The sequence below is a fragment of the Sporosarcina saromensis genome (genome assembly GCF_054901285.1).
In genome coordinates this window covers 1,295,711-1,317,897 of record NZ_CM142738.1, presented here as the reverse complement: position 1 = coordinate 1,317,897, position 22,187 = coordinate 1,295,711, and the positions used below count along the sequence as shown (strand labels likewise).

Here is a 22,187-nt window from a genome sequence, read left to right as displayed (position 1 = left end):
TACGAAAAGGGTTTAGGGGGAATTTTGAATGAAGCAAGAGAAAAAACGTAAAGGATTTAACTTTCCACACGTGTATATTATGTTTCTAATCGTTATGCTTCTTGTTGTCGCTTTATCTTGGATTGTACCGAGCGGACAATATGAGCGTGTAGAAGATCCTGTGACAGGAGCAGTAAAATTGAACACGGACGTGTTTAATTACGTCGAGAAATCAGATCCTATTGGATTTATGGACTTCTTTACTGCGCTCCATAACGGTGTCGTCCAATCCGCTGATATTATCGTCATGCTGTTGTTTGCAAGTGGTGCACTTTACATTCTAGAGAAGTCGGGTGCCATTGCAGCGGGTATTCATAAATTATTGCGAGTAGCTGAAGGTAAAGAGAAACTAATTATTTTTGTCTTACTAACAGTGTTTGCAATTATGGGTACGATTGGATTTGGTGAAGGTGGAATTCCTTTCATCCCCCTCGCTATGGCGGTTGTCATGGGAATGGGCTATGACCGAATTACCGCCTTTGCTACGTCAACAGTCGGTTTAGCGATCGGTTTCACTGCTGGAGCCGTTAACTTTTACACGACGGGCGTCAGCCAATCTATCGTTGGTTTGCCGATTTACTCGGGATTAATTTTCAGAATCATCGCATTGGTCATTTTTATCGCCATATCGGTTGTCTACATTCTTCGCTATGCGAATAAAACAAAAGCCGATCCAACAAAGAGTATTGTTGCAGAAGAATATAGCGAGCAATTGGAGCAAGCAAAATCTGCGGAGTACGAAGAGGAAGCTTTTACCCTCCCTCGCAAAATTGCATTGTTAGGACTAGTAGGCGTCTTAGTCGGTAGTGCCTTCGGTGCGATCCAACTTGGATGGGGCATGCCTCAATTATCTGCTGTCTATGCAATTTACGCCGTATTCTTAGTCATCATTTTGCGTATTAATCCGAGTGAAGCTGCGACGACTTTCGGGACAGGCGCTGCTAGACTTCTCCCTACTGCACTTGCAATTGGTTTTGCACGTTCGGTCATGATATTAATGACACAAGCGCAAATCATTGATACGGCTGTCCATGCATTATCAGGATTATTGAGCAATACAGGCTCTGTCATTACGTTACTCGTGTTATTCCTAGTCGTCATCTTCTTTAATTTCTTTGTCGTCTCAGGAAGCGGAAAAGCCGTCATTCTTATGCCGATTATGGGGCCATTAGGAAAGATTTTAGGTATCAATCAACAAGTAATGGTTGTCGTTTATCAGTTTGGGGACGGCTTTACAAACTACTTATGGCCGACATCTGGTGGATTAATGGCTGCTCTAGGAATGTCCAACGTAAGTTATTCAGCATGGGTTAAGTTTTCAATGAAGTTATTCCTGTTACTACATTTCGCTGCATTTTTATTAATTGTCATTGCAAATTATCTTGGATTAGGACCACACTAATCGGTGCGATTATTCATTGTAATGCCGTAATTTGAGAAAGGCGGACGTGCTAGAATGTGAGCACGACGCCTCTCACTATTTCTACTAGATCCTCAATTATTTTACGAATAAAGGAGAGAACGATAGATGACTACTATTCTTGAAGAAGCAAAGCGCTATGAAGAGCAGATTATTAATGACCGCCGTTATTTGCATCAACATCCCGAGTTAGGTTTCGACCTTCCAAATACGCAAAAGTTCATTCAACAACGTCTTGATGAAATGGGGATTGCACACAAAACGTGCGGTGTTGTTCCTCCTGAAGTGCGTGAAAAATATGCCCGTGCTGGATTTGCGGAACAAGCAAATTGTACAGGTGTAATCGCAACAATCGGTCAAGGCACTCCTTGCATTCTACTTCGTGCCGATATGGATGCATTACCGATTGAAGAAGAAGTAGAAACGACGTTTAAGTCGACAAAACCTGGTCTCATGCATGCATGCGGACATGATTCGCATGTCGCCATGTTGTTAGGCGCTGCTCAAATTTTGAAGAATCGTGAAAATGAATTACAAGGAACTGTAAAATTATTTTTCCAACCCGGTGAAGAATGGGGATACGGTTCAAAACTAATGATTGACGATGGCGCTCTTGAAAACCCAAAAGTGGATGCTGCGTTCGGGATACACATTATGCCTGACCAGGAAGCGGGCACGTTATCCGTGACAAAGGGTACACTGACACAAGCGATGGACACGTACATTGTGGATATTAAAGGTTCTGGCGGTCATAGTTCGCAACCCCATAAGACAATTGACGCCAATATGATCATGAATCAGCTATACACGAGTTTAAATCTTTTATTCACACGTGAAGTTCCTCCGAATCATAATGTGACGTTTTCAATCGGTTCAATGAACAGTGGGACAGTGACGAATGTCATTCCCGATAAAGCTGTATTGAGTGGAAATATGCGGAGTTATGATCAAACAACACGTGATCATCTGTGTAGTCGCATTCCTGAAATGATAGACCACACGGTGAAAGCTTGGCGTGGTGAGTATAGCACAACAGAATTCCACACTCCGACAACGTACAACGATCCCGGGTTCATTGATGAGATTAGCGCGGCTTTACAAGATGTGGTGGGTCTAGATAATCTGATAGACAACGGGCCAATGAGCGGATCAGAAGATTTTTCGTATATTTCTCAGCTTGTCCCTTCTGCATTTGTCGTTTTAGGCACTGGAAAAGAAGGCGATGCGCCTGTCCACAATCCACGCATGAAGCAAGACGAAAGCATCTTTAAATACGGGGCTGCTTTACATGCAAGTGTTGCAATTGAATGGTTGAAAGGGCATCACAAGGCATAATGACAGCATAGGTGACGTTGATTAGATAAATTTGTTTACTATTTTGTACTGTGCCGTTTTGAGACTGCTTGGAATCAAGGTTTGTTACCTTGGTTTTATGCAGTTTTTTTGTTTTTGAATGTGAAGGGGTTATATATATTGTGAAGTGAAGTGAAGTGATGCGCAGCGAGCGTTGTGATGCGAGCGCGTTATGTTGCGATACGACCGGGTTACGTTGTGATGCGACGAGGTTACGTTGTGATGCGCAGCGAGCGTTGTGTTGCGAGCGCGTTATGTTGTGATACGAACGGGTTACGTTGCGATGTGACGAGGTTACGTTGTGATGCGCAGCGAGCGTTGTGTTGCGAGCGCGTTATGTTGTGATACGAACGGGTTACGTTGTGATGCGACGAGGTTACGTTGCGATGCGCAGCGAGCGTTGTGTTGCGAGCGCGTTATGTTGCGATACGAACGGGTTACGTTGTGATGCGACGAGGTTACGTTGCGATGCGCAGCGAGCGTTGTGTTGCGAGCGCGTTATGTTGCGATACGAACGGGTTACGTTGCGATGCGACGAGGTTACGTTGCGATGCGCAGCGAGCGTTGTGTTGCGAACGCGTTATGTTGTGATACGACCGGGTTACGTTGCGATGCGACGAGTTAACGTTGCGATGCGCAGCGAGCGTTGTGATGCGAACGCGTTATGTTGTGATACGACCGGGTTACGTTGCGATGCGACGAGTTAACGTTGCGATGCGACGAGTTAACGTTGCGATGCGCAGCGAGCGTTGTGTTGCGAGCGCGTTATGTTGTGATGCGAACGGGTTACGTGTGATGCGACCGAGTTACGTTGTGTTGCGAAACAAAACACTTTTCAATGAGACTCCCCTTCTCCCAGCCTCCTCAAGCAACAAGATTGATTTCCACACCAAACAATAGTAGTTTAAGAAACAAGGTTACTAATAGTAAGCTTGTTTCTTTTTCATATACAAAGGAGTGAACACGTTTGATGGCAACGACAAAACGATTTAATGGCATCCCTCTTTCTGTTCTTGACCTGGCACCCATTAATGAAGGCGGTAATCCGACACAAACGTTTAAAAATAGTGTCCAACTTGCACAGTATGTAGAAAAGTTAGGTTTTAACCGTTATTGGTTAGCCGAACACCATAACATGCCTGGCGTGGCAAGTTCGGCTACTTCGGTTCTGATTGGGCATATCGCGGGCGCAACAAAACATATACGTGTAGGTGCAGGTGGTATCATGTTACCGAATCATGCGCCGCTCGTGATTGCTGAGCAATTCGGCACACTTGAGGCACTGCATCCAGGTCGAATTGACCTTGGGTTAGGTCGTGCACCAGGAAGTGATCAAGCGACAGCTTACGCATTACGCCGAACTCTTCAAAGTACAGGTGAAGACTTTCCGCAACAAGTAGCTGAGCTCAGATCTTATTTTCATCCAGAACCAGGTGCGCGAGTTCGTGCATTTCCAGGTGAAGGGCAAGATATTCCAATTTGGCTGTTAGGTTCAAGTGGCTTCAGCGCACAACTTGCAGCACAACTCGGTTTGCCATTTTCATTTGCAAGCCATTTTGCGCCTGCCTATGCGATGCAAGCATTGCAACTGTATCACCAAAACTTTAGACCATCAAAAGACTTGCAACAACCCTATGCAATGATGGGAGTAAGCATCGTTGCAGCAGATACGGATGAACGCGCGCATTGGTTAGCCACTTCACTTCAGCAACAATTTATTAGTTTAGGAAAAGGCATGCCAACACAATTCAAGCCACCCATTGATAATCCGACTGCTGTATGGACGCCTCACGAACAAGCATCAGCGGCTAAGATGATTGAGTCCCCTGCAACGATTATCGGAAGTCCTGATACTGTAAAGAAAAAGTTGGAAGCCTTTTTAAATCAGACCAAAGCGAATGAATTCATTCTAAGTTCGCCAGTCTATTATCAAGAAGATCGACTTCGTTCGTTTGAAATCATTGCTGAAATGATGAATTAATTGAATACCTAACACCTTTGATGAATGTCAAAGGTGTTGTACTTTGAATTAAACGGTTATAGTATGTGACTCAAAAGTTTTAAGTATTAAAATAAATAATTCCTTATATCAAGGAGGTGAAGATTTGAAAAGAATGCTCCATTCCTACCTTCGTATTTCATTAATTACAAAAATTAGTACAGCGTTAATTTTAGGGATTCTCGTTGGTATCCTTTTCGGAGAACAAGCAAGTGTCCTTGCGCCACTTGGTGATTTACTACTACGGTTGCTCACTTTTATTATGATCCCGCTCATTTTGTTAACACTCATCGTCGGAGTCAATCAAACAAACGTCACAAACCTTGGTCGTATGGGCAGCAAGGTCTTCATTTACTACACAGTAAGCTCGGCATTGGCAATCGTCGTCGGACTGGTTGTTGGAAGTATTTTTAAACCCGGCTCCGGTATGCAGCTCACTGAAAATGCAGTGTTTGACACACCTGAACACCCTGGGATTATCAGCGTTTTTCTTAACATCGTCCCTTCCAATCTTGTACAAGCTTTCACCGAAATGAACTTATTGGGAATTATTTTTATCGCTTTAACGTTCGGTATTGCCATTTCTGTCATGCGTTCATCAGAAGAACTTCGGGATGCTGGCGAATCGCTATTAGGTACGATTTCAGCATTAAATGAGGCCACATTAGTAATTTTGAAAGCCATTCTGCAATATATTCCGATTGGGATTTTCGCGATTATTGCTCAAACTGTCGGTAATCAAGGACTGAATACCCTTTTCTCACTTGGGGGTATGATTGGCGTGTTTTATATTGCATTGTTTGTTCACATCATTCTCTATGTCATTGTTCTCATTCTCTTCCGTGTAAAACCACTTCACTTTTTTAAGTTTGTACGTACGCCCATATTGACGGCATTTGTTACACAAAGTAGTACAGGTACGCTGCCGCTTACATTGGATGCAGCAAAAAACATGGGTATTCGGAAAAGTTTGTACGGTTTCAGCTTGCCTCTCGGTGCAACGATTAATATGGATGGCGCTGCGATACGCATTGCGGTTTCTGCCATTTTCGCAGCAAATATCGTTGGTAAGCCGTTAGATTTAACGGATATGATCCTAATTGTCTTGATTGGTACGCTTTCTTCTATTGGTACAGCAGGTGTGCCTGGAGCAGGAATTGTTATGATTTCAACGGTTTTTATTCAGCTTGGTTTACCAATGGAAGCGGTCGCTCTGCTGACAGCTATTGACGCGCTGATTGGTATGGGTGCAACCGCATTAAATGTAACAGGTGATTTAGTTGGAACGGTATTGGTCGACAAGCAGGAGAAGAGGCGGCGCTGAGTTATGCGGCGTTTTGCTTGGTTATGCCCCGTTTGAACGAAGTTTGCGGCGTTTGGACGAAGTTTGCTGCGTTCGGCTCGGTTATGCGGAGTTTGAACGAAGTTTGCGTACTTAAGAGTATCATGAGCAGTTACAGAGAAATTTCCCTGCTTTAATTACTTGTGAGCGCGGGATTTTTTTGTTGGTGGAGTTGGTGTCGCGCTAAATGCATTTGACAAACTAAGGATTTTATTTAACGAGACTGGCTATGCGGCGTTTATGCCGCGTTTGGCCCGGTTATGCCTCGTTTGGATAAAGTTTGCCGCTTTTCGCTTGGTTATGCGGTGGTTGGATGAATAGCCTCTTGTTATTTTTCTTTATTCATGTTAAATTGGTCAATAGAAAATTTTAATAGCATTTGCATGTATAACCTCGATAAGATGGTTCGAGGGTCTCTACCAGGAACCGATATCTCCTGATTACAAAATTTATTTTTTGTAATCAGGGGATTTTTTATTGCCAAAATATAGGTTTATATGTGTAGTTGGAGGAGATATTTTTGGATATTCGCGTATTCTTGCTGGCGATTGCTGCGATTACGGTTGGCTTAGTCGAGTTGGTTGTAGGCGGTATTTTACCAGTGATTGCAGATGATTTACATGTTTCCATTGCGACAGCAGGTCAACTGATTACGATTTTTGCGCTCGTTTATGCAGTAGCGGGTCCCGTATTACTGTCGCTTACTGCCAAAATGGAACGAAAAAAACTTTATTTGATTGCCTTGTCAGTGTTCTTTATCGGCAATGTCTTTACCTATTTCAGCCCTACTTTCACATTGATGATGGTGGCTCGGGTACTTACAGCTGCGAGTGCGGCTCTTGTAATTGTTTTATCCTTAACAATTACCGCGCGCATTTCACTGCCTGAAAAACGGGCGAAAGCGTTAGGATATATTTATATGGGGATCAGTTCGTCTTTAGTTCTTGGTGTACCTATTGGGATTGTATTAACCAATGCTTTTGGTTGGCGTTCTGTCTTTTTAGGCATCGCTATCCTGTCACTCGGATCGATTGCTTTAATCAGCAAGTTTCTTGACGAAATTCCTACTGGGCATGTCCAACCGCTTTCTGAGCAAGTGAAAGCTCTTGGCAATAAAAAGATCATCTTTGCACATTTGGCAACGATGTTCATGCTTGCGGGGCATTATACAGTATATGCCTATTTTACGCCTTTTTTAGAAGAAACAATGCAACTTAGTCCGTACTGGATTAGTATTTTCTACTTTATCTTTGGGTTAGCCGCAGTGAGTGGCGGAGCATTCGGTGGCAGTTTAGCTTCTCGAATTGGATCAACGAAGAGTATCTTGTTCATCCTTGGAGCATTTGCACTTAGCCTGTTCATTCTACCTTACATGACGTTCTCAACTCCTGTCTTTCTCATCATCATGGTCATTTGGGGCGCGTTAAGTTGGAGTTTAGCTCCACCACAACAAGATTACATTATCCAAAGTGATCCTGCTTCATCCGATATCCATCAAAGCTTTAACAATTCAGCGCTTCAAGTCGGTATTGCACTCGGTTCGGGTGTTGGCGGTGTCGTATATAATCAGACAGGCAGTGTGACCGTTATGCCTTCTGTCGGTGGAGTTATTGTGCTCATCGCGTTCATTTGTGCTGCGATTTCGTTGTCCATTGCAGTGGAAAAAACACGCAGCAGAAAAGCCCAAAAGCAAACGGTTTATGAATAAAATAAAAACAACGGCTGTCTTAAGGTGTAGTTCCTTCAGACAGTCGTTGTTTTTTATCGCCTATTATTTTTCCTAAACCACTTGTCCCACAACTCATGAAACGTCATGTTGTGCGTTACAATTACAAACCAAAGAAACATCAGAATACAGAGTGTTAGAATTCTTGGCTTTCCTTCTACAAAGACCTGCATCGGAACGATATATACAATCCCTACTATCCCAAAGGAAAGGGCAAGCAACTCGATATACAATTTCATTTTCAAGAAATTCATCATCCATTGCCCCCCGAAAATAGAATAGGCAGCCTCATCGTTTATTCTCAAAAAGCTTTATGTAGTTCCCTATTAGAACAATTCCTCTTATAGTATACTGAAAAATTAATCAAAACTCTACTATCTAATTGGATTTTTCCCTTTTATTCGCTTTAATGTCGCTACAATTAGGAAACTGACGATGACTAATAAGAGCCATGAGCTCACTTTGCCGACATGGACTAAACGCCATACCTCTGCTTGATTTGGGTATTTCCATGCTCCAAAGAACGTTGCAATATTTTCTGCAATCCAGATAAAAAACCCGATGAGTACAAAGGAGATGGAGAGAGGCATGCGGTAACGAATCCCTCCTACTTCATAGCTCACCCAACTTCGCCAAAAGACCATTAACACGAAACTTGCTAACCACCATCTAACATCCCACCAATAGTGATGAGTGAAAAAATTCAAGTAAATTGCGAGAGCAAGAGGCGCAACGAAATAGAACTTCGGCCAATTAATAAGATCTACTTTCATCCTCCGCCATGCTTGACAGAGATAACTGGCTACACTTGCATACATGAAACCGCTGTATAGCGGGACACCTAATAGTTTAGAGTAGCCTTCTTCTGGATATGCCCACGACCCCATATGGACTTTGAAAATTTCTAAACAGAGTCCGATGACATGAAAAAGTGTGATAACTTTTAACTCATCTCTCGTTTCGAGTCCCGCACGCACCATCCACCATTGCATGAGAAGAAATAGGATGAGCAGCCCATCGTAACGAGGCAGTAACGGAAGTGGTAGAAACTTTGTAATTGCTAAAGAAGCGAATATAACAACCGGAAATAGACAGGATTGCGCTTGAATCCAACCAAAGCGGACAAGTTGTTCCCACCAATGTTTGATAGTCAGTTTAGGAGGTTGTTCACTTAATTTCCCGTAATTCGTTAAGATTTTCATTACAATCACCGTTCTTTCCTAATCCTTATCTACTAAAGGGATTACAGTCTTTTAATCCGCAACAATCTATTTTCCGTTACTCCTCATCCGCTTGGTACACCAAAATATCTCCAGGCTGGCAGTCCAAAGCTTTGCATATCCCTTCCAACGTAGAAAATCGGATTGCCTTTGCCTTGCCATTTTTTAAAATTGAAAGGTTTGCCATTGTAATGCCGACTTTCTCTGATAGTTCGGTTACACTCATTTTACGTTTAGCTAGCATTACATCTATTGAAATCATAATTGCCAATGTAGTCACCTCAAACCGTCAAATCATTTTCGGATTACATTTCAATCGCACTCGTTACTAGTTTCTCTAACACTGCTGCAAAAACTGCAATGACAAGTGCGCCAAATAATATAAGTAAGCCAATTAAAATAATGCCTGGCGCGTCGTCCAATTCTCCCATTACGTAAAAGAGAGGCATGCCAAGTACATAGAAACCGCTAATTGACAATGCACAGTGTTTAATGTTGCGCAAAGCTTTAGCAGATTTGTCGGAAAACGCTTCATTGTTATCAATGAAGTTGAGCAACTTAAACGTTTGATACAGCGCGAGGAAAAATGGAATGGCAGCAGCATACATGACAATAAGCACGAGTAATTTCATAACTGGCATAGATGGAACTAACTCTGCCGCAAAACTACCGATTTTTGGGACAACTAATATACATAAAGCAAGCACTGGGAGTCCCATTAAAATTACGATTAATTTAAGAAAGAGCGTTTCACGTTTCATTTAAGCACCTCATCTAGTTAATGTCACTTGAATTTACCATAAGTTTTATCGAATAACAATAAATAATTATCGATAAATGACATTACAATTTTGTAAGTGAAGAATGTTGGCAACCAACTTGCGCAAGAGGATGTTTCGCATTGTAAGAAATCAGGACGCTCGAATGACAGCTGAGTCCGAAAAGAAATGCAAAGCAAGCTTACGTCCAGACTGCTATAATAAAAGAAAAATGAGGTGCATTTTTCATGACGAACGAACATTGTCCGATATGTGGTCAAGGAAATAATTGTTGTTACGGTAGAGAGAAGTCGTTGGGAGAGTGCTGGTGCACCGAAGAGACTTTTCCACATGCGATTTTTGAAGCAATTGAAGAGGAGGATTTATACAAAAAGTGTATTTGCAAAGGGTGTCTTGATCAGTTCAAAGAAAAATTATGAATGCCAGCATAATTCCAAAGAAAAATACACCAGCCCTTTGGTTGGCCGGTGCATGTTAGGAGGCATTTTGTTTTAATTCTTCGTAAATCTTACGGGCTTCTTCTTCAGCCATTTTCTTATTAATGCCTGAAACGGTAATAAGCTTATTATCCATAATAAAGTTCCATAGTTTCGTCATATCCATCACCTACTTTCTGTTTCACACTACCTTCTATCTATTCCCTATCCTCTAGAAAGTAAACATATGATCTCCTACTGAAAAACGCTATGGACAGGCATCTCTGCCTATCCATAGCGTTTAGTTGTAACCTTCATGCTGCTTAGTCTGGCTGCTCTTTATCAAACCAAAGCAACTCTTTGTCATCCTCATCGCCATTATAATTAATAAGGATCTCTTCTCCTGCAGCAATGTCTTTATAGGCAAAAAAGTCAAAAGTGTGTTTCTCAAAACTGATTGAATATGTTGCGTTGGGCTCATAGGAATGATTGAACAACATGCCATAACCAAGCAAAAGTGCGGAATGATTCACACCATACTCAAAGGCATAATCAGCCAACAATGTTTTTTCAATATGTTCATGCTCAGCATTTGGATACGCTAGCACCGGTGCTTCGTGTAACAACGTACCTTTTTTAATGTCGCATGTTGCAAATACGCCTCTATTGAATTCCCCATCACTTACCGAGGATGATTTTATCTCGATCATGCTGTCACCTGCTCACTTGTAGAATTTACTTTCTAACTATAACATCTATACGTAAATTTAGCGCAATATTTTACTTTTTGATGAATTCCGTTCATTATACTAGTGCTTTTCCACGCGGGCGACGGCTCTGTTTTGCGCTTTACAAATATAGCTTTGAGCATGAGGACATAGTGTGTAGACAACCTCTGCTTTTGCCGAAAGTAGTCCTGCTTTAGACGGAACCTCTGTTTAAGGAGTGGAAGGTCATCCTTTTAGCGTGATCGGAAAGATTCGCAGTAGCAATGATTCTACAGCAACTTTTTAATTCATAAACTCAAGATAGGGTTTTATACGTACTAGCGATCAGTCTCTTTATATAATCATAGTCTTGTCCTAATGATAAAAGACTAATAATTATGAAAAGGTTGCCGATGGCGAATCGTTTGGATATGATATTTTTAAAGGGAGGGAGTCACGTGACGAATTTAAAAGAAGAAGCCGTTGCAAAAGAAAAAGACGCTGATTTGAAAATAAAAGTTGAAAAAAGAGAAGGCGAGCCAACTGTAGCGTTTAAGGGCGCATCCATTGCTGCATTGTTAATTGGGGTACTGGCTTACTTCATCGGCTTGTTTAACGCAACGATGGAGCTGAATGAAAAAGGCTATTACTTTGTTGTATTGATTTTTGGTCTTTATGCGTCAGTCTCTTTACAAAAGGCAGTTCGAGATAAAGAGGAAGGTGTCCCTGTGACCAACATCTATTATGGACTCAGCTGGTTCGCACTCCTTATCGCGATTTTGTTAATGGGGATTGGCTTATATAATGCAGGCAGTATCGTCTTAAGTGAAAAAGGTTTTTATGGTATGGCTTTTGTGTTGAGTATTTTTGCTGCAATCACTGTTCAAAAGAATGTACGAGATACACAGAAAGCTAGAAATATGGATTGATTGTTTTAAAATAAAATTTTATAACTGTACACACCGCGTCAACAATCCTGAAAACCAACGTTGACGCATATTTTATTTAGTACTCGTTTATTCAATTTTTTCAGCTTTTCCGATGGGAATAGATGATAAATCAATGTGATTGCAACTTTTTCTTTATTCATATCAAATGTTCTAAATCGTCGCCACCATCATAAGATGAGTGTATACCAACATTCATACTTAAAGGGGACGAGTCTATGTTTGCTATTCATTTTGTTGAAAATAACATCGCTGTTCTGAACCAAGTTTTACGAAGAATACCTGAAGTGAACGAAGCGATAAGGATTAAAGGGCGAAATGGAAAAGTGTTAAGTATTGAACAAGTGTCTGATAGTAAGTATTTTGTACATGTAGAATTTGAAAAAATCGTGGAAAAAAGCAAGGTGCCAGGGAAAGATGATCGTAAGAAAAGAAGATAATGTTTGCATGAGAAAGAGCCGATCAGATAGGCGTTTGATCAGCTCTTTTTCTATATTCTGTTTTAACTAGACGTTTTAGTGACGTGGTTCAAGATAGACTGTTTCTTTAGCATACACTTTTCGTTCAAGCGGCCAATGCGTTGATGGCCATCATTCTTTTGAGAGAATTATTGATAGGTCGTGACGAATGAAGGGCGTGGAAATAGATTGGGACGCTTATCGATCCCTTGCTCAGTCCCCCGTTTCGCATGTGCCTTTGAATAGGCTTTCGATTGCTGCCAGTTCGCAAACGATTCTTCATTTTCCCATAGGGTTAAAATGACATACGTATCTGATTGCAATGGACGAAGGACACGAATCGCAATAAAGCCCGGTTCCTCCTCAATCAAACCCGCTCGGTTGCGGAATCGTTCTTCAAACTGTGCCCTTCCTTCTTCCGTGACAGGGATATTGTTTAACACTGCAAAACAGTTATTTTGCAAAGCTCCTGTACGATCCAATATCTCATAGGTTTCAGTAACAGGAATACTCGCCTCCATTGTTTCTTGTAAAAGCAGCATTTCTTCGTTATTTTGTAAGCAAACGACCTCTTGCGTACGTGAATCCTTCAAAATCGCATGTGCCTCTTGCTTAGATCCAATCCACTTAAATAGCTTCATTCCAAATTCCTCCTCGTACTATTTTGTGGCATCTCTCGTTATTTTGCCGCCATACTTCTTTTCACTCCACCTACTACAGTTCACTTATAAACCAAAAAATAAATAGTAAAGAGAGTAAAATAATGCCTACAATCGCTTTTATTTTTACAATTTTAATCGATTCATCCGAGAAGTCAGGTTCCGTATCGTACTTCCAACGCTCTGCCCAAATCATCATATCTTTTGGATAGTTGAATTGAAGGATCAAAAACAAATAGAGTGGACTTAGTAATATAAATGCTAGAATGACAGTGAACACGTGCCGCCTCCTCACTGATCTTTTCCCTCTATACGTCAATTACGGGGAAAAAGTTTCAGTGATTCTCCTGCATGGATACTGCTGATAGCCAGTCCTGCATCTTTTCTGTGGCATAAAGTTGTTCAAAATCATACCATTGTTGATCAATTCCAACGTTATTTATAGCATCCTTGAAACGTCTAAAAGGTTTTCTTCCGTCTAATGCTGTGAATAACAATTCAGCAATACGTTCAGGTTGTTGCTTCGTAAACACAACCATGACTTCGAACATTTCCGCAGAAGAAGCGGTCGGAATCTCAACTAAAAAGCAAGACTCTTCGTCATCCCAATCAATTGGAGGCTCACCTGTTAGCGACTCTGGTGCGTCCAATAAAATATCTCCAGTGCGAGTATCCAATACGGACATCATTTCCGCCTGCGGCCCTTGCAAATAAATGTCTACTAATTCATCTAGTAATTTCATCTAGTTCAGTCACTCCATAATATTGTTTTTGAGTATCGAAAATACTGTTGCACTTCATCAGTCGAGCCACATACAGCTTTACTTTACAATCGTCACTGGACATTTCATACGCTTTACTGCTTTTTGGTTAAAGTCTCCAAAAACAGAGCCTTTAAAAGCATGTAAACTGTTGCTTCCGATAACAAGCTGATCCACTTCATGTGCGTTGACGTACTTGATGATTGTTGGACCTGTTTGGCCTTTCAACAAGGTAACGGTCGGTTCAACGCCTGCTTCTTGAGCAACTTTCACAATCGGATTTACATTTTTTCGTTGATAAGCCGCTAAATTCTCAGGGCTTTGTGTCAACAGACGCTCGTCTTCGACTTTATTAAAGTCTGTCACAAAAATGATTTCTAACTTTGTATCCGGCAAATGCTTGACGAGCATAAGCGCATGATACGTTGCCCGAATAGCACTTTCAGAACCATCTACCGCTACCGCAATATTCATCCTCAACCACCTCATCACTTGTTTGTTTATGAATAATATCACCGATTTTACCAAACCTCCATAAGATTTCAATGAAAGCGATTGGCAAATCTCCTTTCTTTCTATACCCGTTCTACTCGCATTAACCCCCACTATTATCCTTTGCATAACTGCTTCGCTTTCTGTAAAGTGATACTAGCTTATTGTCCGTGTTTTGGCGGTCATACAATCATTATGCGATCTTTCCCTTACGATCTATTTACTCTGTCGAGGTGATTAATTTATGTTTAAAAAATTCACACGTAAACAAATGGTTTACTATACCCTCCTTGCTTTTTGTTTTATCACCTCAGTACTATTCGTCAATCATAATTATTCTTTATACAATCGTTCCATTGCTGAAATTACCGCAATATCGATTGAAGAAGAGACACCGATGACAGATCGGCATGGCAATGAAGATTTGCTCGTTGTGCAACAGATTGAGGCTATCGTAAAAAACGGCATTGAGAAAGGACAACATGTCCAATTGACCAATGAATATTCTTATTCAGGCGCATTTGACCAAGCGTATCGAGTGGGACACGAGGTATTCATTCAGTTAGAAACAACTACACGAGATGTCCCAACGTTAACAGGAACAATTACTGACTTGAAACGGGACAAGCACGTATTACTCATTGCTTGGATTTTCATTTTTGCCTTACTCCTTATCGGCAGACGGAGTGGATTCTTTGCAATTTGTAGTTTTGTCATCAATGTATTCATTTTATCTTTTGCATTAGATGTTTACATCAAACATTCTTCTATTAACTTATTGCTCATTTGCGGTGTCTGCATACTTTTGTTTACATGTATTTCGTTAGTATTTGTAAGTGGGTTTACAGATAAGACGTATGCAGCGATCGTAGCAACATTACTAAGCACGTTCTTATCACTAGCAATTACGTACGTCGTCATTTCGGTGACATCTGGGAATGGTTTACGATATGAAGAAATGCAATTTCTGACGCGTCCCTATGAACTTGTTTTCATGGGAGGTCTATTCATCGGTTCTTTAGGTGCAATCATGGATATTGCCATTACAATGTCATCGTCCATTTTCGCATTGTATGATAAAAACCCAACAATATCATTGAAAACGTTACGAAGTTCAGGCATGGCAATTGGTCGGGAGATTATGGGAACGATTACAAACATTTTGTTTTTCGCGTATATTAGTGGTGCTCTCCCTATGCTCATCTTATCTTTTAAAAATGCAACACCGTTAGGATTTACCTTTTCCATGAACCTTTCACTAGAAATTGCTCGAGCATTAGCTGGTGGCATCGGCATCGTTCTTACCATACCAATCGGTGTGTATACGACATTATTTTTCATTACACGAAAGAAGGCTCGCTTATGAATGTGCTCATTTTGCTTGCTTTAATTTTATTAGTTTTAATGGTTTGGATTGGCGGCAAACAAGGATTGCGTTCCTTTCTATCATTATTCATGAACTTCGGCGTTTTCTTTTTTACATTAGCCTTAATGCTAAATCCGGACTTTGACCCAATTATCCTAACGTTTATTGCGAGTGCATTAATAGGCTGTATCAGTTTGTTTTTCATTAATGAAGTGAACCGGACAACGGTCATCGCTTTCATCTCAACGATGATTACGATTAGTTTGCTGCTTGTATTCATCGTATTTGTATCTAACACATTAATGATACAAGGTTTTGGGGAGGAAGAAACAGAAGCGATTAGTGGCTACTCACTTTACATTGGTATCGACTTTATGAAAATCGGTGTGTCAGTCATCATCATGAGCACAATCGGCGCGATCATGGATGTCGCAATTTCGATTGCAGCTTCGTTGCAAGAGATGCGCAAACAATATCCTTTGATCAAAAAAACTGAGCTCTATCACTCAGGTATCGATATTGGAAGAGATCTTTTAAGCACAGACACGAATACGTTATTTTTCGCATTTTTTGGTGGTTACTTAGCGTTACTCATCTGGTTCAAGGATTTATCGTATTCCGTTGGTGAAATTGTAAACTCCAAAATCTTTAGTTCAGAGATGATGCTTATCTTTTGCGCTGGGACGGGCATCGCTGTCGTCATCCCGATTACTTCATGGATAAGCGCAAACTATTTGCTGAAAGAAGACGTGGATTGACACATAAAAGGAATCCAATCCTCATTATGCGGGACTGGATTCCTTTTTTATTGCGGGGCGGTTACATGTGCCCATTTTATTTTGAATCGCTTTCACCATCATCTTCAGCGTTTTCATCTGCTTCACTGTCGGTTGCATCTTCGTCCTGTTTTTCGGTTGCATCTTCGTCTGTAGTATCTTCTACTTTATCTTCATCTTGTTGACCTGGCTCTTTCAATATTTCCGGGGATTTATCAACGCCGCCCATTTGGTTTCGATTTTCTTTAACATTACACGCTGCCAAACCTACGAGTAGTAAAAGTGATAAAAATACAGAACTGATTTTCTTCATCGTACCATCCTTCCATTCTTGTTTTGTTGTTAGAATACCCTACTTTTCAAAATTCACGCATGGCTCATTAACGATTAGCGAATTACATAACTTGCATCTACACGCCTTCACACAAATCTTTCTCCATCTGCTACAAATCTTGTCTTATTAATAGAATCTTAACTGGCATACACGTATACTGAAACACATGGCTTGTACATATTAGCAACATCATACAAGCACATTTAGCTATTCACAATTTGAGTGCTTTGATGAGCTTGAAACAAAAAAAGCCACGTTTCGTAACAAACGACACAGTGGCAAGTCGGTAACTAAAAAGGAGATCTCGAATGACATGTGAACTTTGCAATCCTAAGACCGTTGGCTATACCATCTATTTTTCAAATGAACAACGCATGGATTTGTTAGTGAAGTATTTTACAGACTATCCGAAAACTACGTGGCAAAAGCTGAATGAACGGATGTTTTGGGCGCTTGAACCTGTTTTATTTGACTTAATGGATTATGTTCAAACTCACATGGATGCCGAGGCAATTTATGCAGTAAAAGCAGACAAAGAAGATCCGATGCGAGACTTAAACAAATTAAAACCAATCAAGTCATTTCAATCTGAACGTGAGGCCAGTTGGATTGATGCAATCATTCAGAAAAAATCAATTCGTACACATTACCAACCGATCGTCAAGATGCTCGATCATGAAGTTCATATTGTTGGAAATGAGCTGTTGAGTAGAGGGATTGATGACCAAGGTCAATTGATTGCTCCGTTCCACCTTTTTGAAGCCGCGAGAAAACGCAATCGATTGTTTGCACTTGATCGACTATGTAGATTGGAGTCCATTAAAAATGCAGCACCTGTTGCAGACAGACTAATTTTCATCAATTTCATACCAACTTCCATTTATGTGCCTGAACATTGTTTGGCAACGACGTTTGCAGCAATTCAACGAGCAGGCATTCGTCCTGAGCATGTCGTATTTGAAGTTGTGGAGACAGATAAAGTCGATGATATGGCACACTTGCTGTCCATCTTGGATTATTATCGTACGCACGGAGTAAAATATGCACTAGATGATGTAGGAACTGGTTTCAATGATTTAGAGTTGTTAGCTCGCATGCAACCCGATTTCGTCAAACTTGCAAGAGAGTTTGCTGATGGCGTAAGTGTAGATGCCGAGAAGCAAAAAGTCGCTAGAAATGTGATGCGGTTAGCACATAAGGTTGGCGCACTTGCACTTGCTGAAGGAATTGAGCAAGCTAGCGATTTACGCTATTTGCAAGAAATGGGCTATGATCTTTTTCAAGGGTACTTATTCGGAAAACCTGATGCAACACCTATCAAACAGGTTCATGCAATACAGTAAATAGAAGCAACAAAAAAGCGAGGCTGGGACATATCATAAAAAAGCTGCATTATGGCTAATTCGCCGTCATGCAGTTTTTTTATATTTTCCCAATGTTTCTTTTCGAATTCTTGAGTGAAACGGAGCGGAAAAAGGCCGACTCCTGCGGGATTGTAGCGCGAATGTTGAGACCCCGCAGGAAGCGCAGAGGACGAGGAGGCTCAAGCGCGCCCCGCGGAAAGCGTGCCTTTTGGAGCGCAGAGGAACGGTCTATTTAGAGTTTTGTCCCAGCCTCCTTATTCTTTTTCATATGCCTACCAATTAAGAATCATTGATACTTCGCAACAAACAGCGCCATCGACTTCTTTATGGAGTACGAATCGGATTCCACTCGGCGTGTACTTTGTAGTCACTTTCGAAGGAATTCCAACTGACGCAATCATTTCGTCAACTTTACGCTGATCAGATTTTTGTGCAGCCGTCATGAGTTCCTTTGCAAATGTGGTTGACTGAGAAATTTTAGTAACAAGTTGGTTTGCGTGCTTTGTTAACTCCATGGAATACGTTGCCGACTGGTGCAATCGTGTAGGATCGACAGGCGGATAAGGATTTGAATCGTTCGGGATTCCCGTCAAGTTGTTTGCCTCTAAGATTGAACGGGCAACTTGTTGCAGTTGGGGATAAGCGATATGAACGAAATAAGGATGATACCAATAATACAGCTTCCTTTCCTCCTTTTCGCGGTTCTTACAGTATATGTAGCGCAAATTCCATTGTGCTGATTCGTAGAGAATGAAAGGGAGAAGATCCAGTCGTATCGTCTCTCCCTTTCATTACCTATCTAAGTAAGTGTACAAGGACTAAAAGTTTTCCAGCTAGTGAACAATCGTCCGAATAGGATTGGCAAAATCGACTGTCTACACTTGCAATTCCACTTTCTCTAAATCCCAATTTTGCTTTGTATAGGCCATCTCCCAAAACTGTAATTCATAGTGACAGCTTTTTATGAAATGTGCTTTAATTTCTGCACGACGTTTTTGAGATAAATCTTTTGTGAGTTCGTTTAGTCGTTCAATTTGTTCGTTCGTGGATTGTTCAAACCACTCAGAGCTATACATCGCAATCCATTTGTCGTAAATCGGATGATTCGGAGTTGCCTCTTTTAACCGTTCGCCAATCTCATAATAGACCCAATAGCATGGTAATAATGCGGCTAATGTTGCAGCTAAATCCCCTTCCATTGCAGCTCTATAGAGGTGGGAAGTATAGGCATAAGCAGTTGGTGCTGGTTTGAATTTTGCTAAATCCTGTTCTGTCACGCCCAATAAGCTGAAATAACTTTCATGTAGATCGATTTCAGCTCCACATGTCCCTTCTGCATGCTGTGCAAACCGTCTTACGGTGTGCATATCTGTTGCTTGTGCGGCTGCTAATGCATGTACCTTTGCGTAATGCTGTAAATAATAGGAATCTTGAAGGATGTACTCTTTGAAAATATCTTCCGATAATGTGCCTGTAGCAAGCTCCTCAATAAACGGATGATTGAAATTGGCTTCAAAAATTGCGTCACACTCTACTCGTAACTCTTTACACAACGTCATCTTACCCACTCCTCTAGTTTTTGTAGAAAACCAAAAAACCGCTCCCTCAACACATACGTTGAAAAAGCGGCTCGCAAATCGGCGTAGAATAACCATGGAAGACGTGCGGTCCACTTCCCTACGCTGGTATGAGCCAGATCAGGTTCTAAGGGTCCGCATATTCATACACGTCTCAGTCTTTCACAAAGACTCCCCCAGTGGTTAACTCTTTTTAGTTTTCAACTTCACTATAACATAGATAAAGAGTTTGACAAGTCAGGGGAATGGTCTGACTTTTTTCCAACAATCACTGAGTTCCTCTTCCCTTTACATTCACGTTGGTGTGATGAAATCGTCAACTCGAAGCAAATGAAGCATGTACCTGCTCTTGAAGAATGGATTGTGGTAACATACAATTCGTATGTATTCAAATACCGGAGGCTTCTTATGACAAACCAAAACAAAGGTATTCTACTATTATTGGCATCCGCATTCGGCTTTTCTCTTATGACATTGTTCGTCAAGCTGTCAGGTGATGTACCAACTTTACAAAAAACCATTTTCAGAAATGGCGTATCAATGTTCATATCGCTATTCTTCGTCCTACATTTTAAAGAAAGACTAATAGGGAAACGTGAGAACCAACCATTGCTATTATTACGTTCAGTTTTAGGTGCAATTGGCATCATCTTACTCTTTTATGCAATCGATCATCTTGTGTTAGCGGATGCAGATATGTTGAACAAAATGAGCCCATTTTTCACGATCGTTTTTGCAGCAATCTTCTTACAAGAACGCGTGAAACCATTTCAAGTGTATAGCATACTTGTCGCCTTTCTCGGTACGTTGTTTATTATTAAGCCCTCATTCTCGCTTGATATCGTGCCCTATGCAGCGGGCATTCTTTCCGCTATATTCGCCGGAGGAGCGTACACCGTATTACGAGCACTAGGCAATCGAGAGCAGTTTTACACGGTCGTATTTTACTTCTCAGGTTTCACGACAATCATCTTGTTGCCTTTCGTAATTTATCATTATGAGCCCATGACCTGGCAGCAGACTGCATACCTATTACTCGCTGGACTAGCCGCTACAATCGGCCAATTTGGCATTACATTAGCTTACAAATTTGCCCCAGCAAAAGAAATTTCCGTATTCAACTATTTTACTGTCGTTTTCACCGCTTTATTTGGTTTTGCTTTTCTCGGACAACTACCGGATGTCTATAGCATCATCGGATATATCATCATTTTCGGTGCGTCTTTCTATATGTTTCTAAGAGGTAAAGAAGGTGACGCTGCGAAAGAAAAACTAGTGACGCCTAAAGATTAAATGAGGTGTAAACAAAAGCAAAAGGAATCGAGCAACTGTTATCGCTTGATTCCTTTTCTAATTACAATTAAAACATGCCCTGTTCATTCGGTGAATTACTTACAACGGATTGGCCGACATCCCACATTTCGATAATCCTTCCTTCTTGAAATCGGAAAATATGTACTACAGCTGCACCAAGATCTTCGGTATTCTGTTGTATATGTGAATGAATCACGACTCGATCCTCTTCTTCAATTACTTGGACAACCGTCCATTGTTTGTTTGGACTTAACTCAGCATTGTCCATCATTGCTTTCATTAATGACTGCGCGCCGGCCTCAAAATAGGCATTATGATGAATAAACTCGGTGTGAATTGCATCGTCAAATGCTTCTTTAATCTTTCCGCTAACAATTTGTTGGAGAAAGGTCACTGCTAGCTCTTTTTGTGACATAATATACATCCTCTCTATACACGTCATGATTTGTGTACCACACATGTATAAACATTCAACAACAACTGCGAAACTCCTCCCTTTACTGTTAAATAGTAAGTAGGAGTTTAACTCCACCCAATAGGCATTTTATCAGTACCCATACTTTTATGTTTGCGTAATGATACGTTATTAAGTAGCATCGTCAACAATCCAGTGAGCTGCTTGTAATAAATCCGGGTATACTGCGTCTGCCAAAGGATCGCTTTTACCAATGAACACCGTTTTAGTCCCGGCTTTCTTTCCTGCAATAATATCTGTATCCGTATCACCTACCATGTAAGAGGACTTTACATCCACATCATATTTTCGAGCTAAGTCCTCAATGAGCTTACTGTTCGGTTTTCTACATGCACAACCTGATTTTGGTTTATGTGGACAATAGACTACCTCTTGAATGAGTGCCCCTTCTTTTTGCAATGACGTAATCATATCGCTATGAATTGCCTGCAATTGTGCCTCTTTCATAAAACCAAGACTAACGCCTCCTTGATTGGTGACAACAAACACATAGTCAAATGTTTGATTGAATAGTCGTATAGCCTCGGCTACACCTGGCAAAAAATACATTTGGTCTGAGCGAGTCACGAATTTCACACGATCTGTCAACACTTCATTGATAACCCCATCACGGTCCAGGAATACAGCTTTGTTCATCCTATCACTCACCTTCATTTTTATTAC

Annotated in this window: 26 protein-coding genes and 2 riboswitches; of the genes, 12 read left to right on the top strand and 14 right to left on the bottom strand. The window is 41.0% G+C overall.

What is annotated here, in order from left to right:
• Nucleotides 1-28: 28 nt before the first annotated feature.
• The 5 genes from ACVHUV_RS06550 to ACVHUV_RS06530 all read left to right on the top strand — a co-directional run bounded on the left by ACVHUV_RS06550 (nucleotide 29) and on the right by ACVHUV_RS06530 (nucleotide 7,861).
• Complete coding sequence (locus ACVHUV_RS06550) at nucleotides 29-1,441, top strand: YfcC family protein (RefSeq protein WP_462086494.1); 1,413 nt, start codon at nucleotides 29-31, stop codon at nucleotides 1,439-1,441.
• A 126-nt stretch (nucleotides 1,442-1,567) separates the two neighbouring features.
• Nucleotides 1,568-2,794 carry a M20 metallopeptidase family protein gene (locus ACVHUV_RS06545; protein ID WP_462086493.1) on the top strand — a complete coding sequence of 409 codons (1,227 nt, stop codon included), beginning with the start codon at nucleotides 1,568-1,570 and terminating at the stop codon, nucleotides 2,792-2,794.
• A 988-nt stretch (nucleotides 2,795-3,782) separates the two neighbouring features.
• Complete coding sequence (locus ACVHUV_RS06540) at nucleotides 3,783-4,793, top strand: LLM class flavin-dependent oxidoreductase (RefSeq protein WP_462086872.1); 1,011 nt, start codon at nucleotides 3,783-3,785, stop codon at nucleotides 4,791-4,793.
• Nucleotides 4,794-4,917: 124 nt separating this feature from the next.
• Nucleotides 4,918-6,135 (top strand): dicarboxylate/amino acid:cation symporter, encoded by a 1,218-nt coding sequence (locus tag ACVHUV_RS06535; protein WP_462086492.1) that lies wholly within the window; start codon nucleotides 4,918-4,920, stop codon nucleotides 6,133-6,135.
• A 381-nt stretch (nucleotides 6,136-6,516) separates the two neighbouring features.
• Nucleotides 6,517-6,616, top strand: a riboswitch (purine riboswitch).
• 57 nt (nucleotides 6,617-6,673) lie between these two features.
• Complete coding sequence (locus tag ACVHUV_RS06530; RefSeq protein ID WP_462086491.1) at nucleotides 6,674-7,861, top strand: MFS transporter; 1,188 nt, start codon at nucleotides 6,674-6,676, stop codon at nucleotides 7,859-7,861.
• 392 nt (nucleotides 7,862-8,253) lie between these two features.
• Here the strand turns inward: ACVHUV_RS06530 and ACVHUV_RS06525 are convergent, their stop codons facing one another.
• The 3 genes from ACVHUV_RS06525 to ACVHUV_RS06515 all read right to left on the bottom strand — a co-directional run bounded on the left by ACVHUV_RS06525 (nucleotide 8,254) and on the right by ACVHUV_RS06515 (nucleotide 9,860).
• On the bottom strand, nucleotides 8,254-9,081 hold the full coding sequence (locus ACVHUV_RS06525; protein WP_462086871.1) for a DUF817 domain-containing protein: 828 nt from the start codon (nucleotides 9,079-9,081) through the stop codon (nucleotides 8,254-8,256).
• Between the two features lie 76 nt (nucleotides 9,082-9,157).
• Nucleotides 9,158-9,370, bottom strand: coding sequence for a helix-turn-helix domain-containing protein (locus ACVHUV_RS06520; RefSeq protein WP_317945585.1), 213 nt, complete (start codon nucleotides 9,368-9,370; stop codon nucleotides 9,158-9,160).
• A gap of 34 nt (nucleotides 9,371-9,404) precedes the next feature.
• Nucleotides 9,405-9,860, bottom strand: a complete 456-nt coding sequence (locus tag ACVHUV_RS06515) for a DUF2975 domain-containing protein (RefSeq protein WP_462086490.1) — start codon at nucleotides 9,858-9,860, stop codon at nucleotides 9,405-9,407.
• Between the two features lie 245 nt (nucleotides 9,861-10,105).
• Between ACVHUV_RS06515 and ACVHUV_RS06510 the strand changes: the two genes are divergently transcribed.
• Nucleotides 10,106-10,297 (top strand): cysteine-rich CWC family protein, encoded by a 192-nt coding sequence (locus ACVHUV_RS06510; protein WP_462086489.1) that lies wholly within the window; start codon nucleotides 10,106-10,108, stop codon nucleotides 10,295-10,297.
• 55 nt (nucleotides 10,298-10,352) lie between these two features.
• On the opposite strand, the gene ACVHUV_RS06505 is transcribed toward ACVHUV_RS06510, so the two are convergent.
• Both ACVHUV_RS06505 and ACVHUV_RS06500 read right to left on the bottom strand, forming a co-directional pair.
• Nucleotides 10,353-10,475 carry a hypothetical protein gene (locus ACVHUV_RS06505; protein ID WP_317945591.1) on the bottom strand — a complete coding sequence of 41 codons (123 nt, stop codon included), beginning with the start codon at nucleotides 10,473-10,475 and terminating at the stop codon, nucleotides 10,353-10,355.
• 142 nt (nucleotides 10,476-10,617) lie between these two features.
• Nucleotides 10,618-11,004: an SET domain-containing protein gene (locus tag ACVHUV_RS06500; RefSeq protein ID WP_317945593.1), complete on the bottom strand. Its 387-nt coding sequence runs from the start codon at nucleotides 11,002-11,004 to the stop codon at nucleotides 10,618-10,620.
• Between the two features lie 455 nt (nucleotides 11,005-11,459).
• Here ACVHUV_RS06500 and yiaA point away from each other — a divergent pair, with 455 nt between their 5' ends.
• Both yiaA and ACVHUV_RS06490 read left to right on the top strand, forming a co-directional pair.
• On the top strand, nucleotides 11,460-11,930 hold the full coding sequence (yiaA, locus tag ACVHUV_RS06495; protein WP_462086488.1) for an inner membrane protein YiaA: 471 nt from the start codon (nucleotides 11,460-11,462) through the stop codon (nucleotides 11,928-11,930).
• Nucleotides 11,931-12,166: 236 nt separating this feature from the next.
• Nucleotides 12,167-12,388 (top strand): hypothetical protein, encoded by a 222-nt coding sequence (locus ACVHUV_RS06490; protein ID WP_462086487.1) that lies wholly within the window; start codon nucleotides 12,167-12,169, stop codon nucleotides 12,386-12,388.
• A gap of 167 nt (nucleotides 12,389-12,555) precedes the next feature.
• On the opposite strand, the gene ACVHUV_RS06485 is transcribed toward ACVHUV_RS06490, so the two are convergent.
• The 4 genes from ACVHUV_RS06485 to ACVHUV_RS06470 all read right to left on the bottom strand — a co-directional run bounded on the left by ACVHUV_RS06485 (nucleotide 12,556) and on the right by ACVHUV_RS06470 (nucleotide 14,300).
• A complete protein-coding gene (locus ACVHUV_RS06485) occupies nucleotides 12,556-13,047 on the bottom strand; it encodes an antibiotic biosynthesis monooxygenase family protein (protein ID WP_462086486.1) in 492 nt (163 codons plus the stop codon).
• A 73-nt stretch (nucleotides 13,048-13,120) separates the two neighbouring features.
• Nucleotides 13,121-13,345, bottom strand: coding sequence for a hypothetical protein (locus tag ACVHUV_RS06480; RefSeq protein WP_317945609.1), 225 nt, complete (start codon nucleotides 13,343-13,345; stop codon nucleotides 13,121-13,123).
• Nucleotides 13,346-13,400: 55 nt separating this feature from the next.
• The gene (locus tag ACVHUV_RS06475) at nucleotides 13,401-13,808 is read right to left on the bottom strand and encodes a hypothetical protein (protein ID WP_462086485.1); all 408 of its coding nucleotides are present in this window, start codon (nucleotides 13,806-13,808) and stop codon (nucleotides 13,401-13,403) included.
• 78 nt (nucleotides 13,809-13,886) lie between these two features.
• Nucleotides 13,887-14,300 (bottom strand): universal stress protein, encoded by a 414-nt coding sequence (locus tag ACVHUV_RS06470; protein WP_317944045.1) that lies wholly within the window; start codon nucleotides 14,298-14,300, stop codon nucleotides 13,887-13,889.
• Between the two features lie 262 nt (nucleotides 14,301-14,562).
• On the opposite strand from ACVHUV_RS06470, the gene ACVHUV_RS06465 reads away from it, so the two are divergent.
• Together ACVHUV_RS06465 and ACVHUV_RS06460 are read left to right on the top strand one after the other, a co-directional pair.
• Complete coding sequence (locus ACVHUV_RS06465; protein ID WP_462086484.1) at nucleotides 14,563-15,684, top strand: YibE/F family protein; 1,122 nt, start codon at nucleotides 14,563-14,565, stop codon at nucleotides 15,682-15,684.
• A complete protein-coding gene (locus tag ACVHUV_RS06460; protein WP_462086483.1) occupies nucleotides 15,681-16,442 on the top strand; it encodes a YibE/F family protein in 762 nt (253 codons plus the stop codon). Before ACVHUV_RS06465 ends, ACVHUV_RS06460 begins: the two co-directional genes overlap by 4 nt.
• Nucleotides 16,443-16,518: 76 nt before the next feature.
• Here ACVHUV_RS06460 and ACVHUV_RS06455 read toward each other — a convergent pair whose 3' ends face one another.
• Complete coding sequence (locus ACVHUV_RS06455) at nucleotides 16,519-16,773, bottom strand: hypothetical protein (protein WP_462086482.1); 255 nt, start codon at nucleotides 16,771-16,773, stop codon at nucleotides 16,519-16,521.
• A 329-nt stretch (nucleotides 16,774-17,102) separates the two neighbouring features.
• On the opposite strand from ACVHUV_RS06455, the gene ACVHUV_RS06450 reads away from it, so the two are divergent.
• On the top strand, nucleotides 17,103-18,137 hold the full coding sequence (locus ACVHUV_RS06450) for an EAL domain-containing protein (RefSeq protein ID WP_462086481.1): 1,035 nt from the start codon (nucleotides 17,103-17,105) through the stop codon (nucleotides 18,135-18,137).
• Between the two features lie 293 nt (nucleotides 18,138-18,430).
• Here the strand turns inward: ACVHUV_RS06450 and ACVHUV_RS06445 are convergent, their stop codons facing one another.
• Nucleotides 18,431-18,751 carry a YuzC family spore coat inner layer protein gene (locus ACVHUV_RS06445; RefSeq protein WP_462086480.1) on the bottom strand — a complete coding sequence of 107 codons (321 nt, stop codon included), beginning with the start codon at nucleotides 18,749-18,751 and terminating at the stop codon, nucleotides 18,431-18,433.
• Between the two features lie 282 nt (nucleotides 18,752-19,033).
• Nucleotides 19,034-19,717: a thiaminase II gene (tenA, locus tag ACVHUV_RS06440; protein WP_462086479.1), complete on the bottom strand. Its 684-nt coding sequence runs from the start codon at nucleotides 19,715-19,717 to the stop codon at nucleotides 19,034-19,036.
• Nucleotides 19,718-19,815: 98 nt separating this feature from the next.
• A riboswitch (TPP riboswitch) is annotated at nucleotides 19,816-19,923 on the bottom strand.
• A 220-nt stretch (nucleotides 19,924-20,143) separates the two neighbouring features.
• On the opposite strand from tenA, the gene ACVHUV_RS06435 reads away from it, so the two are divergent.
• Complete coding sequence (locus ACVHUV_RS06435; RefSeq protein WP_462086478.1) at nucleotides 20,144-21,028, top strand: DMT family transporter; 885 nt, start codon at nucleotides 20,144-20,146, stop codon at nucleotides 21,026-21,028.
• A gap of 67 nt (nucleotides 21,029-21,095) precedes the next feature.
• Here the strand turns inward: ACVHUV_RS06435 and ACVHUV_RS06430 are convergent, their stop codons facing one another.
• Both ACVHUV_RS06430 and ACVHUV_RS06425 read right to left on the bottom strand, forming a co-directional pair.
• Complete coding sequence (locus tag ACVHUV_RS06430; RefSeq protein WP_462086477.1) at nucleotides 21,096-21,464, bottom strand: nuclear transport factor 2 family protein; 369 nt, start codon at nucleotides 21,462-21,464, stop codon at nucleotides 21,096-21,098.
• Nucleotides 21,465-21,635: 171 nt separating this feature from the next.
• Complete coding sequence (locus tag ACVHUV_RS06425; RefSeq protein WP_462086476.1) at nucleotides 21,636-22,160, bottom strand: D-glycero-alpha-D-manno-heptose-1,7-bisphosphate 7-phosphatase; 525 nt, start codon at nucleotides 22,158-22,160, stop codon at nucleotides 21,636-21,638.
• Nucleotides 22,161-22,187 lie beyond the last annotated feature (27 nt).